General features: G+C 64.6%; 11 protein-coding genes. 9 read left to right on the top strand and 2 right to left on the bottom strand.

Going from position 1 to position 14,242, the window contains the following annotated elements:
• Nucleotides 1-110 precede the first annotated feature (110 nt).
• Nucleotides 111-1,361, top strand: coding sequence for a multidrug effflux MFS transporter (locus ACNJX9_RS16510; protein ID WP_057740936.1), 1,251 nt, complete (start codon nt 111-113; stop codon nt 1,359-1,361).
• Nucleotides 1,362-1,412: 51 nt separating this feature from the next.
• Complete coding sequence (locus ACNJX9_RS16505; protein ID WP_271618012.1) at nt 1,413-1,553, top strand: hypothetical protein; 141 nt, start codon at nt 1,413-1,415, stop codon at nt 1,551-1,553.
• Nucleotides 1,554-1,559: 6 nt separating this feature from the next.
• On the opposite strand, the gene ACNJX9_RS16500 is transcribed toward ACNJX9_RS16505, so the two are convergent.
• Both ACNJX9_RS16500 and ACNJX9_RS16495 read right to left on the bottom strand, forming a co-directional pair.
• The gene (locus ACNJX9_RS16500; protein WP_439410071.1) at nt 1,560-3,158 is read right to left on the bottom strand and encodes a glycosyltransferase family 39 protein; all 1,599 of its coding nucleotides are present in this window, start codon (nt 3,156-3,158) and stop codon (nt 1,560-1,562) included.
• A 266-nt stretch (nt 3,159-3,424) separates the two neighbouring features.
• The gene (locus tag ACNJX9_RS16495) at nt 3,425-5,035 is read right to left on the bottom strand and encodes an ABC transporter substrate-binding protein (RefSeq protein ID WP_057740933.1); all 1,611 of its coding nucleotides are present in this window, start codon (nt 5,033-5,035) and stop codon (nt 3,425-3,427) included.
• A 282-nt stretch (nt 5,036-5,317) separates the two neighbouring features.
• Between ACNJX9_RS16495 and ACNJX9_RS16490 the strand changes: the two genes are divergently transcribed.
• The 7 genes from ACNJX9_RS16490 (at nt 5,318) to ACNJX9_RS16460 (ending at nt 14,158) form a co-directional block, all read left to right on the top strand.
• Nucleotides 5,318-6,448, top strand: coding sequence for a M20/M25/M40 family metallo-hydrolase (locus tag ACNJX9_RS16490; RefSeq protein ID WP_057740931.1), 1,131 nt, complete (start codon nt 5,318-5,320; stop codon nt 6,446-6,448).
• A gap of 241 nt (nt 6,449-6,689) precedes the next feature.
• Entirely contained in the window at nt 6,690-7,631 is a 942-nt protein-coding gene (locus ACNJX9_RS16485) for an ABC transporter permease (RefSeq protein ID WP_220002625.1), read from the top strand.
• A 20-nt stretch (nt 7,632-7,651) separates the two neighbouring features.
• A complete protein-coding gene (locus ACNJX9_RS16480; RefSeq protein ID WP_057740926.1) occupies nt 7,652-8,539 on the top strand; it encodes an ABC transporter permease in 888 nt (295 codons plus the stop codon).
• A 132-nt stretch (nt 8,540-8,671) separates the two neighbouring features.
• Nucleotides 8,672-10,321, top strand: a complete 1,650-nt coding sequence (locus ACNJX9_RS16475) for an ABC transporter ATP-binding protein (RefSeq protein ID WP_439409548.1) — start codon at nt 8,672-8,674, stop codon at nt 10,319-10,321.
• A gap of 218 nt (nt 10,322-10,539) precedes the next feature.
• Nucleotides 10,540-11,703 carry a M20 aminoacylase family protein gene (locus tag ACNJX9_RS16470; RefSeq protein WP_057740923.1) on the top strand — a complete coding sequence of 388 codons (1,164 nt, stop codon included), beginning with the start codon at nt 10,540-10,542 and terminating at the stop codon, nt 11,701-11,703.
• 2 nt (nt 11,704-11,705) lie between these two features.
• Nucleotides 11,706-13,127, top strand: a complete 1,422-nt coding sequence (locus ACNJX9_RS16465; protein WP_439409547.1) for an amidase — start codon at nt 11,706-11,708, stop codon at nt 13,125-13,127.
• A gap of 140 nt (nt 13,128-13,267) precedes the next feature.
• Nucleotides 13,268-14,158: a crotonase/enoyl-CoA hydratase family protein gene (locus ACNJX9_RS16460; protein WP_439409546.1), complete on the top strand. Its 891-nt coding sequence runs from the start codon at nt 13,268-13,270 to the stop codon at nt 14,156-14,158.
• Nucleotides 14,159-14,242: the final 84 nt, after the last annotated feature.

Genomic DNA, 14,242 nt, shown 5'->3' with positions numbered 1-14,242 from the left:
TGTCCGTCTGGTTGTCAGTTTCCCTGCCCGCCGGACAGCCATCCCAAAACATGGGTTGTGCGACGCAGCATGGGCTTTAGATATGGCCTCTGAAATCAGAGGTGAACTGCTTGTCCGACGTCAATGCCGACGAATGGGTGTCCTCGGGACACCGTCCGATGGGTTTTCCCGAATTTGTCATCGTGATCGCGTCCATCATGGCGCTGAATCCGCTCGCGATGGACATGATGCTGCCCGCGCTGCCCAATATCGGGGCCGCCTTCAGCATTCCCAACGCCAACCATCTCCAGCTCGTGCTGTCGACCTTCCTGATCGGCTTCGGCGCCGGCCAGTTCATCATGGGCCCGCTGTCGGACCGGTTCGGACGCCGGCCGGTGCTGCTCGGCGGCATGGCTGTTTATGCGGTGGCGAGCGTGCTGGCGGTGGCCGCACCCACCTTCGAGACACTGTTGCTGGCCCGCGCGCTCCAGGGGCTCGGCACTTCGGCGACACGCGTGATCGCGACCTCGATCGTGCGTGACTGCTATGCCGGCCGCCGCATGGCCAGCGTGATGTCGCTTGCGATGATGATCTTCATCGCCGTGCCCGTGATCGCACCATCGTTCGGACAGGCGGTGCTGCTCATGACGCATTGGCGCGGCATCTTCGTCGTGCTGATGCTGTACGGCGTCATCGCGCTGGCATGGAGCGTGTGGCGGCTTCCGGAGACGCTGCCCGAGACGGAGCGCAGGTCGCTCGCCCCTGCCGACGTGCTCTCGGCGTTCCGCCAGACCGTCACCAACCGCCAGACCATCGGCTATGCGGCGGCGGCCGGCAGCGTCATGGGCGCGCTGTTCGCTTTCGTGTTTTCCGCGCAGCAGGTCTTCACCGGCATCTATCATCTCGGCCATTACTTCCCGCTCGCCTTCGCCACGATCGCGGCCGGCACCGCCGTTGCAGGGTTTCTCAATTCCAAGCTGGTCGGGCGGCTCGGCATGCGCGTGATCTCGCACGGCGCGCTCTCGCTCTATGCTGCGGTCGCGGGCGTCATGCTGCTGACCGAGATTCTCGGCGTGCTGCCGCTGCCCCTGTTCATGGTGCTGTCGGCGCTGATGATGTTCTCGTTCGGCATGATGGTTGCCAATTTCACCGCGCTCGCGATGGAGCCGCAGGGCCACATCGCCGGGACCGCCTCCTCGCTCTACGGCTCGATCACGACGCTGATCGGCATCGCAGTCGGCACCGCGATCGGCCAGAGCTTTGACGGCACGTTGCTGCCGTTCTCGACCGGCTTCTTCCTGTCGACGCTCGCCGCGCTCGCGATCGTGCTCGTCGTGGAGAAGGGACGGCTGTTCAAGCCGCATCATCGCCCGATCGTGTGAGGAACTTCGAAGCCGTCTCGATGTTGTCCTGCAGCAATTCGAGAGGCTTCAATGGAACTGGAACAGCATGACGAACGTCACGAGTCGAACCGGGAGCACACCGCACCCGTGGCGTCGCCCGCTGAACAAGCCGCAGTCGACCCGCCCTTCGCCAGCGAGGGGCTCGAGCAGGTCCGCGACAGCCACTGCTGAGAGGCTCTAGTCGGGACTGCGCTTGCTCGCACCAAACTCCTCTGCGGAAATCTCGGGCGGTGCCTCACCGCTCGCGCGTGGCGGCACCATCAACACGACCACATCCCGAGACAGGCCGGGCCGGCCCCACAGCGAGGCCTGCACGGTGAACTCCCGCCGGACGAAGGTCCCGGCGCGCGAGGACACCCATTCCATCCAGCGACCGCAATAATCCTGGCCCTTGAAGCAGAGTGCGGCCCAGCCGCGATCCAGCGTCGTCTTGCGCGGCAGCCCCCAATCGTACTGATGCTCGAACGGCCGCGCGTAGTGCGGATGATCGGGACTGTAAAAGGCTGTGGCGAAGGCGAGTGAATCGTCGCCATTGACGGCCCTGAGCGATTCGCCGGTCAGCTCGTGCCATTGCCGGGTGAGCTCGCTTGCGGCTTGCGCGTAAAGATTCCGCGCCTCCTCGTAGCCGTTGACATTGCGATAGGCGGCATGGATGGGAGCCGCGACCAGGACGGCGACCAACGCGACACCTGCAACAATGACCGTGACGTTGACGGTGTAGAAGCGCTCAATCGGGTAGCGGGCGCCGCAGACGATGAGCACGACGAACAGGAACAGCCCCTGCAAAGCCCATAGCGACGGCAGATCGGTGCCCATCGCGAGCGAGGTCGGCACCGGCAGAGCGATGGTGCCGATGGCGACGTAGAACAGCAACCGAAGGCCGGAGCTCATCGCAACGAAGTCGGCCGGAAACTGCTTCAGGCGCGTGCCTGATATCAGCACCCAGATCACGGCCGCAACGCTGATGGCCGCGATCAGCCCAAGCAGGAAATTCTTCACTTCATCGATCGAACTGAGGGCATTGCCGTTGGCATGGGCCAGCGCGTAGTCGAAGGTCGACGCCCCCGTGGTCGCAAGCCAGTAGATGTGCGGCGACAGCACCGCGAACCCTGTCGCGACCGAGATCCAGGGCGAGGCCGAGGTGAGATAGTCGCGACGCGCCGGGTGCGCGAGCGCAGCCAATGCAAAGCTCGCGACCAGGAAGATCGAGTAATACTTGCCGACCATGGCGAGCGCCGTGGCGCATCCGGCCGCGACCGCCCAGAACACGGACCGTGTTTCGAACGCGCGCAGGAAACACCATGTAGCCAGCGGCCAGGTCGCCAGCAGCACGGCGTTGGCGTTGAAGCGCTGGGCGTGGAATTGATAGGCCGGCGTCAGCATCAACAGCAGCAGCACCAGGATGCGCTTGTGCCCGGTGACGAATTGCCGCGCGATACAGTCGACGAAGAACAGCGCGAGCCCGGCATTCACCATCGCCATCAGCTGCAGCGACACGTCGCTGACCGGGAAGATCAAGGTCCAGCTTGCGGCGACCCATCCCATCAACGGCGGATGCTTGTGATAGCCGAAGGCGAAATTCCGCCCCAGCGTCCAGGCCTCGAGCGTATCCGGGTGCAGGCCGCCACCGGCATAGGCGATGGCAAGATAAAGCGTCCAGCTTGCGACGAAGCACGCAATGAGAAGCGGCACGGCCCAACCCGCCTCCACACCATCGAGCCAGCGCAGCAATGGGCGCCGCCAGCGCGCCGGCGCGCGATCCGATCGTTCGGCCATCGCCTGGAATGCAAAATCGATCGGCACGAGACTCAAATCAAAAGGAAGCAAGCAGTATTGGGCGGCAAATCACTTACTTCATATTGGAAACAAATAGCAACAATTGGAAATGGGGAAGAGTTAAAGGCGCTGCTTTAAGCGATGGCTCTCGCCGAAGGCGTACGGCAAAAGACGTGTAACGGCAAAAGACAACGGCGCCGCTCATGACAGCGGCGCCGCGTGTTGATGGGATGAAGGTGCAGGACGCGCCTCATCCCTTGCCTACGTTACTCCGACTTGTCGATGTTCCAGAACACCGGCGTTGCCGGACCGTCGAGCACGCCGGACAGCGACTTCCGCCAGGCGCTCGGCGCCAGATACTGGCCGAGCGGAATGTAGATCACCTGGTCATAGGCTTCCTTCTGGATCTCGGTCGCGATCTTCTTCTGATCGTCGAGCGAGGCAGCGTGGACGAAGTCGTTTTTGAGCTGCTCGATCTTGGCGTCCTCCGCCCAACCGAACCAGCCGCCCTTCTTGCCCTGGCCGCCGATCGAGAGATTGGAGATCGGGTTGGACACGTCGGCGCTGACCCAGTTGGTGAAGAACATGTTCCAGCCGCCCTCCTTCGGGGGCTTCTGGCTTGCCCGGCGGCTCACCACCGTCTGCCAGTCGGTCGCCTGCGCATCGACCTTGAAGCCGGCTTCGCGGAGCAGCTGCACCGCGACCGTCGGCTGCGCCTTCAGCGTCACGACGTCGCCGGGCACCATGACGACGACGGGTGTGCCGTCATAACCGGATTCAGCGAGCAGCTTCTTGGCTTCCGCCATGCCGTTGCCCTTGACCAGCGATTCCGAGCCGACATCGGTCGCGAACGGCGTGTCGCAGATGAAGAAGGCGCCGCAGATCTTGTAATATTTGGGATTGCCGACGAGCGCGTCGAGCACGTCCTTCTGGTTCATCGCCAGCAGCGCGGCGCGGCGGATCTTCGGATTGTCGAAGGGCGGATAGAGGAAGTTCATGCGGCCGAGCGTCTGATAGCCGAACTTGTTCAGCGTCTCGACCTTGAGGTCGGGATTGCCTTCAAGCACGGGCAAGAGATCCCACGGCGGCACTTCCATGAAATCGATGTCGCCCGATTGCAGCGCGTTCACCGCGGTCTGCGGGTCCGGCATGGTGATCCATTCGACCCGGTCGACCTTCACCACCTTGCCGCCAGCGGTCCAGCTCGCCGGCTCCTTGCGCGGCACGTAATCCGGATTCTTCTCGTAGACGGCCTTTACGCCGGGCTGGAATTCGCCCTGCACGAACTTGAACGGGCCGGAGCCGATCTGCTCGGGGATCTGCTTGTCCGGAGGCGTCTCGGCGAGCCGCTTCGGCATCATGAACGGCACGCGCGAGGACGGCTTGCCGATCGACTCGAGAACGAGACCGTAGGGCTCCTTCAGCTTCAGCGTGATGGTCTTGGCATCGGTCGCCTCGATGCTGGCGGTGAAATCCATCAGCTTCTGGCCCATGCCGTCGACGGCGGCCCAGCGCTTCAGCGAGGCGACGCAGTCTTCCGCCGTCACCGGCGTGCCGTCATGCCACTTCAGGCCGTCGCGCAGCGTGAAGGTGTAGGTGAGCTTGTCGTCGGAGATCTTCCAGTCCGCCATCTGCGGCTGGATCTTGAAGTTCGCATCCGTCGTGATCAGCGTGTCGTAAACCATGTAGCCATGGTCACGCGTGATGTAGGCGGTGGTGAAGATCGGATCGATGATGCGCAGATCCGAATGCATCACCGCGGTGATGGTCTTGCCGGCCGCAAGCACTGGCGAGGCCAGTGCGGTCGAAAGCGCGAGGACCGACAGCGCAAGCTTGGAGGCGAACGCGCGACGCCCCATGCGCATCAAGTGGAACATATAAAGTTTCTCCTGACGTGAAACTGTTCAAAGGCGGATTATTGGTTGAGCATTCGGTGCGTTCTTTAGGCGAACTAACCTCATGCAATGCCTTTGTCTTTTCGAGACTTGCAGACAGTCTTGAGCGCGTCAATCCGGTTTCGGTGCAGGCCCTTGCGGCGCAGCTGCGGGCTCCACAAAGACCGGATTGGCTCTACAACTCAACTCCGCCAGTCCTGCCTGCTCGTCTCGCCTGCACCTTGCAATGAGCGTTCCATCTTTCGAAGCCTGAGAGACATCAAGATGAATCCAGCCAATCTTCCCTTCGATTCCGAGGCCATGCTCGAGGGCCTGCGCACCTGGGTGGAATGCGAGAGCCCGACCTGGGATGCGAGCGCGGTGAACCGCATGCTCGATATCGCGGCGCGCGATATGGCGATCATGGGTGCGACCATCGAACGCATCGCCGGCCGTCAGGGCTTCGGCGGCGCCGTTCGCGCGCGTTTTCCCCATCCGAGGCAGGGCGAGCCGGGCATCCTGATCGCCGGACACATGGATACGGTCCACCCGGTCGGCACCATCGAGAAGTTGAAGTGGCGGCGCGAGGGCAACCGCTGCTACGGCCCCGGCATCTTCGACATGAAGGGCGGCAACTACCTGTCGCTGGAAGCGATCCGGCAGCTGGCGCGCGCGTCGTTCACCACGCCGCTGCCGATCACCATCCTGTTCACGCCGGACGAGGAAGTCGGCACGCCCTCGACACGCGACCTCATCGAGGCGGAAGCCGCGCGCAACAAATATGTGCTGGTGCCCGAGCCCGGCCGCGCCGACAACGGCGTCACCACCGGACGTTACGCCATCGCGCGCTTCAATCTGGAAGCGACCGGACGGCCGAGCCATGCCGGCGCGACCTTGTCGGCCGGACGTTCCGCCATCCGCGAGATGGCGCGGCAGATTCTTGCGATCGACGCGATGACGACCGAGGACTGCACCTTCTCGGTCGGCATCGTGCATGGCGGGCAATGGGTGAATTGCGTTGCCACGACCGCCACCGGCGAAGCGCTGTCGATGGCCAAGCGCCAGGCCGATCTCGACCGCGGCGTCGAACGCATGCTGGCGCTGTCGGGCACCACCAATGACGTCACCTTCAAGGTGACGCGCGGCGTGACGCGGCCGGTGTGGGAGCCGGATGCCGGCACCCTGGCGCTGTATGAAAAGGCGCGCGGCATCGCCAAATCTCTCGGCGCGGAGCTACCCCATGCGAGTTCCGGCGGCGGATCCGACGGTAACTTCACCGGCGCGATGGGCATTCCGACGCTCGACGGGCTTGGCGTGCGCGGCGGCAATGCCCACACGCTGGAGGAGTATATCGAGGTCGAGAGCCTGGTTGATCGCGGCCGGTTGATGGCGGGACTGCTGGCGACGCTGGAGTGATCCAGACGCCGTCCTGTAGGGTGGGCAAAGGCGCGCTTGCGCCGTGCCCACCATCGGTCTCCAATCGAAAAAGGTCGTGGGCACGCTCCGCTTTGCCCACCCTACGGGACCAGCGTCAAACACGTGGCCGCACTGCGAAATCTGTGGCCTTGATGGCACGGGAATTGCTGAAATGTTAGGCTGATGGCAGAACGGGCCATGACCGTTGCCGACGATTTGACTCTCATCTGACGGATCCAACTTGCTCGGATATCTCCTTCGCCGAATCTTCGCCGCCGTGCCCGTGATGGGCGTCGTCGCGCTTTTCGTGTTCCTGCTGCTGCGGCTGACGCCCGGCGATCCCGCCGCGATCCTCGCCGGCGACAATGCGACGCCGGAGCGGCTGGAGCGCATCCGCACCTCGCTCGGCCTCAACGAGCCCCTGATCGTGCAGTTCATCACCTGGGTGAACAAGCTGCTGCATGGCGATCTCGGCACCTCGCTGATCTCCAACCTGCCTGTCATGAAGATGATCGGCCAGCGCGTCGAGCCGTCGATCTCGATCGCGCTGTCGACCATCATCCTCGCCGTCATCGTCGCAGTGCCGCTCGGCGTCATCGCAGCCTGGAAGCACGGCACCTGGATCGACCGCTTCGTGATGGGTCTGTCGGTGCTCGGCTTCTCGGTGCCGGTGTTCGTGGTCGGCTATCTCCTGATCGAAGTCTTCGCGATCGACCTGCGCTGGGTGCCGGTGCAGGGCTTCAAGAGCATCAGCGCGGGATTCGGGCCGTTCTTCGAGCGCATCATCCTGCCGACCTGCGCGCTCTCCTTCATCTACATCGCGCTGATCGCGCGCATGACGCGCGCGGCCATGCTCGATGTGCTGGGCGAAGACTATGTGCGCACGGCGCGCGCCAAGGGCATCAACGAGGTCGCGGTGATGCTGCGGCACGCGTTGCGCAACGCCGCCGTGCCCGTGATCACCGTGATCGGCACCGGCTTTGCGCTGCTGATCTCCGGCGTCGTCGTCACCGAGAGCGTGTTCAACATTCCCGGCATCGGCCGCCTCACCGTCGATGCGGTGCTGGCGCGCGACTATCCGGTGATCCAGGCGATGATCCTGCTGACCTCGCTGATCTACGTCGTCGTCAACCTGCTGATCGACGTCGCCTACACGCTGCTCGATCCTCGCATCCGCTACTAAGGCTAAGGACAAGAACAACGATGACGGTCGATAGCCTTCCGCAGTCCTCGATTCCGATCACGTCGCCGCTGCGGCCGCGCCTCGGATTCCTCACCTCGACGCCGATCATCGCGACGGCCACGATCTGCCTTGCGCTGATCGTGCTGATCTCGATCCTGGCGCCGCTGATCGCGCCGCATGATCCGATCCAGCTTGCGCCCTCGCTGCGCCTCAAGCCGGCGTCGGCGCAATTCCTGCTCGGCACCGATGCCTATGGCCGCGACCTGCTGTCGCGCGTCATCTATGGCGGCCGCATCTCGCTCCTGATCGGGATCGGCTCGGCGATCCTCTCGATCGCCATCGGGCTCGCGATCGGTCTCGTCTCCGGCTTCTTCAAGCTGGTCGATTCCGTGATGATGCGCGTCATGGATGGCCTGATGGCGATGCCGAGCATCCTGCTCGCGATCGCCGTGGTCTCGCTGTCGGGCGCGAGCATCTGGACCGTGCTGGTCGCGATCACCATCCCCGAGATCCCGCGCGTCGCACGCCTGGTGCGCTCGGTCGTGCTGTCCGCGCGCGAGGAGCCCTATGTGGAGGCCGCGATCTCGGTCGGCTCGTCCTTGCCGAAAATCATGTGGCGGCATCTGATGCCGAACACGATCGCGCCGCTGATCGTCCAGGGCACCTATGTCTGCGCCTCCGCCATCCTCACCGAGGCCATCCTCTCTTTCCTCGGCGCCGGCATCTCGCCGGAGACGCCGACCTGGGGCAACATCATGGCCGAGGGCCGGCAGTACTTTCAGCTCAAGCCGACGCTGATCTTCTGGCCGGGCCTTTTGCTCTCGATCGCCATCCTCAGCATCAATTTGATCGGCGACGCCGCCCGCGACGCCCTCGATCCCCGCATGAAGCAGCGGGAGGGGAAGTGATGGGAATGACGCTGTCATTCCGGGGCGCGACGAAGTCGCGAACCCGGAATCCATTTCACCTCTTGAGTTGCGGCCCGATGGATTCCGGGTTCGCGCTACGCGCGCCCCGGAATGACGGCGGAGAGAAATGACGTGACCAACACCATCCTCGACATCAACAATCTCGTCGTCTCCGTCGGCAAGAAAACGGGCGGGCCGAAGATCATCGACGGCATCTCGATAAAGGTCCACGAAGGCGAGACGCTGTGCCTCGTCGGCGAAAGCGGCTCGGGCAAGTCGGTGACCTCGCTCACCACGATGGGCCTGCTGCCGAAGGGCACGCTGGTTCCATCAGGCGGCAGCGTGAAGCTCGTCGGCGAGGAAATCCTCACCGCGACCGATCGCCGCCTGCGTCAGCTGCGCGCCACCAAGATGGCGATGATCTTCCAGGAGCCGATGACCGCGCTCAATCCTGTCGTGCCGGTCGGCCGCCAGATCGACGAGGTGCTGCGCGCCCACACCAGGCTCGACGCCAGGGCACGCAAGCGGCGCATCCTCGACATGATGGAGCAGGTCCACCTGCCCCAGGTCGAGCGCATCTTCGCCTCCTACCCGCACCGGCTCTCCGGCGGCCAGCGCCAGCGCATCATGATTGCGATGGCGCTGGTGCTGGAACCGAAGCTGCTGATTGCGGACGAGCCGACCACCGCGCTCGACGTCACCACGCAGAAGCAGATCCTGTCGCTGATCCGCGAGCTGCAGCGCGATCACGGCACCGCGGTGCTGTTCATCACCCATGACATGGGCGTGGTCGCTGAGATCGCCGACCGCGTCGCGGTGATGCGGCAGGGCCGGCTGGTCGAGACCGGCCCGCTCGACACCGTGCTGCGCAATCCCACGATGGAATACACCCGCAATTTGCTGGCCTCCGTGCCGAGCCTGGTGCCACGGCCGCCGCGTGAGGACAGCCGTGAGCCCGTCGTGCTCGAGGCCAACGATCTCAGCAAGGTCTACAAGGAGCGCGCCTTCTTCGGCAAAGGCCGCGAGGTCGTCGCCGCCGACAAGGTGACGCTGACGCTGCGCAAGGGTCGCACCCTCGGCATCGTCGGCGAGAGCGGCTCGGGCAAGTCGACGGTGGCGCGCTGCATCGTCCGCCTGATCGACCCGACCTCGGGCGGCGTGCGCCTCGCCGGCCGCGAGATCTCCGACATCTCGCGCCGGCTGCTGCAGCCGCACCGGCAGAAGATCCAGATCGTGTTCCAGGATCCTTATCGCTCGCTCAATCCACGCGTCAGCGTCGGCGAGAGCATCGCGGAAGGCCCGATCAATTACGGCGTCTCGCATGCGAACGCCATGAAGCGTGCCCGCGAGCTGCTCGAGCTGGTCGGCCTCCCCGCCGACGCCGTCTCGCGCTATCCGCACCAATTCTCCGGCGGCCAGCGCCAGCGCATCGCGATTGCGCGGGCGCTTGCGCTCGACCCTGACGTGCTGGTCGCGGATGAAGCGGTCTCCGCGCTCGACGTCTCGGTGCAGGCCCAGGTGCTGGACCTGCTCGACGAGATCCAGAAGCGGCTCGGCATCGCCATCCTGTTCATCACCCATGATTTGCGCGTCGCCGCGCAAATCTGCGACGAGGTCGTGGTGATGCAGCATGGCCGCGTGGTCGAACAGGGTCCTGCCGCAGAGGTGCTGACGCATCCGCAGGAGGCCTACACCAGGGCACTGCTGGATGCCGCCCCGGGCCGCCACTGGGATTTTGCGAATTTCCGGCCGGTGTCGGAGGGCGTGGGAGCGAGCGCCTAAACTCTCTCCCCGCGTCATTGCGAGCGCAGCGAAGCAATCCAGACGGTTTCCGCAGAGCGATCCTGGATTGCTTCGCTGCGCTCGCAATGACGGTGTGCGCGGCAAGCATTCCCAAAACAGCTTGAGCCCATGCGTGGCGCGATTGTCTCGTTGCTTGCCCTTGCCGCGAAGGCGGGGCTAACGTCGCGCGCTTCCACTCGCTGACGGAAAAGGACCACATGCCCACCATCGACCGCATCGACGGCTATGCCGACGAACTGACCGCTATCAGGCGCGACCTCCACGCCCATCCCGAGATCGGCTTCGAGGAGGTGCGGACGTCCGGCATCGTCGCCGACAAGCTGGCAAGCTGGGGCATCGAGGTGCATCGCGGTCTCGGCGGCACCGGCGTGATCGGCGTCATCAAGGGCAAGGGTTCGGGCAGCAAGCGCATTGGCCTGCGCGCCGACATGGACGCGCTGCCGATGGAAGAGAACACCAATCTGAAATGGAGCTCGAAAATCCCCGGCCGTTTCCACGGCTGCGGCCATGACGGCCACACCACCATGCTGCTCGGCACCGCGCGCTATCTCGCCGAGACACGGAATTTCGACGGCACCGTGCACCTGATCTTCCAGCCGGCCGAGGAAGGCCTCGGCGGCGCCCGCGCCATGATCAAGGACGGCCTGTTCGAGAAGTTTCCGTGCGACGAGCTCTACGGCCTGCACAACGCGCCCGATCTCAACCACGGCGAGATCGCGATCCTGCCGGGCCCGGCCATGGCCAGCGCCGATTTCTTCGATCTCCGCATCACCGGCTATGGCGCGCATGGCGCGATGCCCGAGCGCTCCAAGGACGCGGTGATCATCGCGACCACGCTGGCGCAGGCGATCCAGACCATCGTCAGCCGCAACGTCGAGCCGCTCCAGGCCGCCGTCGTGTCGATCACCCAGATCCATGCCGGCTCCGCCTACAACGTCATTCCCGGCGATGCGCATCTGTGCGGCACCATCCGCACCTTCTCGAAGGAAGTCCGCACTCTCGTCAGCGAACGCATCCGCACCATCTGCGCCGGCATCGCCAGCGCCTATAATTGCGTGATCGACGTCGACATCCGCGACACCTTCAACGTGCTGGTCAACCAGGTCGAGCAGTCCAAGGTGGTCGAGGAGGTCGCGCGCACCGTGGTCGACCCCGCCAAGGTGATCACCCGCAGCCAGCCGAAGATGGGCAGCGAGGATTTTGCCGACATGCTGGAGACCATTCCCGGCGCCTATTTCTGGGTCGGCCATGACGGCTCCGTGCCCGTGCACAATCCCGGCTTCGTGCTCGACGACAAGATCCTGCCGATCGGCGCCAGCATGTTCGCCCGGATCGTCGAAACGCGCATGCCGGTCGGTTAGCAATGCAGAAGAAGAGTGCTGAGGATGCGATCACCTCGCTGCACGATCTCTCCGCGGTCGATCTGATCGCGGGCTATCGGGCAAAACAATTCTCGCCAAGCGAGGTGCTGGAGGATCTGCTCGCGCATGTCGCTGCGTGGGAGCCGCATCTGAAGGCGCTCTATGCGTTCGATCCTGACAGCGCGCGCGAGGCCGCAAAAGCCTCGACCGCGCGCTGGACCGGAGGCGAGCCGTCAGGCCCGCTCGACGGCGTGCCTGTCACGATCAAGGACAACATCGCGACCAAGGGCGTGCCGGTGCCGCTGGGCGCTGCGAGCGTCAAGCTGGTGCCGGCCGAGAAGGACGCGCCGCCCGCCGCGCGCTTGCGTGAGGCAGGCAGCATCATCTTCGCCAAGACCACCATGCCCGATTACGGCATGCTGTCTTCGGGGCTCTCTTCGTTCCATGCGCTGGCGCGCAATCCCTGGGACCTCTCCAAGAATCCGGGCGGCTCCAGCGCGGGCGCAGGTGCGGCCGCCGCAGCGGGCTATGGCCCCCTGCATCTCGGCACCGATATCGGCGGCTCGGTGCGGTTACCCGCCGCTTGGTGTGGCCTTGTCGGGTTGAAGCCGAGCTTTGGCCGCGTGCCGATCGATCCCCCCTATGTCGGCCGCGTCGCCGGCCCGATGACCCGCACGGTCGATGATTGCGCGCTGATGATGAGCGTGATCGCCAAGCCCGATCGGCGCGACGGCATGAGCCTGCCGGCGGAGCCGCTGAACTGGAAGGGACTTGAGAAGTCGCCGCGCAAATTGCGCATCGGCCTGATGCTCGATGCCGGCGTCGGCCTGCCGGCGGAAAGGGCCGTCCGCGAGGTCGCGGTGACGGCCGCAAAGGCATTCGAATCCGCAGGCAGCGTCGTCACCGAGGTCAACGGCATCTTGACGCGCGAGATGCTCGACGGCCTCGACAATTTCTGGCGCGCGCGGATGTGGGACGATCTGTCGAAACTGACGCCGGCCGACCAGGCAAAGGTGCTGCCCTACATTTTCAAATGGGGCGCTTCAGGCGCAAAGCTATCGGGCGTCGATGTTGTCAGAGGCTTCAACCAGACCATGGCGATCCGCGCGGCGGCGTCAAAACTGTTCTGCGAGCTCGACTATGTGATTTCGCCGACGGCGCCGAACGTGAACTACCCGGCTGACTGGGCCTCGCCCACCAACGATCCGATGCGGCCGTTCGAACACATCGCCTTTACCGTGCCGTGGAATATGTCGGAGAACCCGGCCCTCACCATCAATGGCGGCTTCGACGCCAGCGGTTTTCCCATCGGCGTGCAGATCGTCGGCCGCCGCTTCGACGATATCGGCGTGCTCGGCCTGGCCAAGGCGTTCGAAGGCCTGCGCGGCCCTCAGAGGCCGTGGCCGAGGCCGCCGGCGAAGTAGCGACACGCACGTAGCGCCTCAGCACAACTCGTCATGCGCGGGCTCGACCCGCGCATCCATCGTCATCAAAAAAGATGGATTGCCGGGTCAAGCCCGGCAATGACAGAATTGATTCAAGAACGACAGGAAGGAAACCATCGATGGCGTATCAGACGATCAAATACGAGGTCGCCGAGCAGATCCTCACCATCACGCTGAACCGGCCCGACAAGCTCAACGCCTTCAACGCACAGATGCAAGGAGAGCTGATCGACGCGTTCGACGCCGCCGACAAGGACGACAATGTCCGTGCCATCATCGTCACAGGCGCCGGTCGCGGCTTTTGCGCGGGTGCGGATCTGTCGTCGGGCGCCGATACATTCGATCGCGACGCGCGGCGCGGACCGGTCAAGCGTTTCGCGGACGGTAGGGTCGATTACAGCGACCCGCAGGTGCGCGACGGCGGCGGCCAGGTGACGTTGCGCATCTTCAAGTGCCTCAAGCCCGTGATCGCCGCGGTGAACGGTCCCGCGGTCGGCATTGGCGTCACCATGCAGCTCGCGATGGACATCCGCATCGCATCCGAGGCCGCGCGCTTCGGCTTCGTGTTCTCCCAGCGCGGCATTGTGCCGGAGGCGGCCTCGAGCTGGTTCCTGCCGCGCATCGTCGGCATCTCGCAGGCGCTGGAATGGTGCTATTCGGGCCGCGTCTTCCCGGCCCAGGAGGCCCTCGCCGGTCGCCTCGTCAGCAAGGTCGTGGCGCCCGACGATCTCCTGCCGACCGCCCGCGCGCTCGCCAAGGAATTTTGCGCCAAGACCGCGCCGGTGTCGGTCGCGCTGATCCGCCAGATGATGTGGCGCATGATGGGCGCGGACGATCCCATGGAAGCGCACAAGATCGACAGCCGCGGCATCTATGCCCGCGGCCGCTCGGACGATGTGAGGGAAGGCGTGGTGTCGTTCTTGGAGAAGCGGCCGGCGCAGTTCAAGAACAAGGTGTCGAGCGACATGCCGGATTATTTCCCGTGGTGGACGGAACGGGAGTACAAGTGACGCGAAGCGTCATCCCGGGGCGATGCGAAGCATTGAACCCGGGATCTCGAGATTCCGGGTTCGCCCTTCGGGCGCCCCGGAATG

The organism is Bradyrhizobium sp. BLXBL-03 (assembly GCF_051853015.1).
Taxonomy (GTDB): Bacteria; Pseudomonadota; Alphaproteobacteria; order Rhizobiales; family Xanthobacteraceae; genus Bradyrhizobium; species Bradyrhizobium manausense.
The sequence above is the reverse complement of the archived record's forward strand: the minus strand, read 5'-3'. Positions and strand labels throughout refer to the sequence as shown.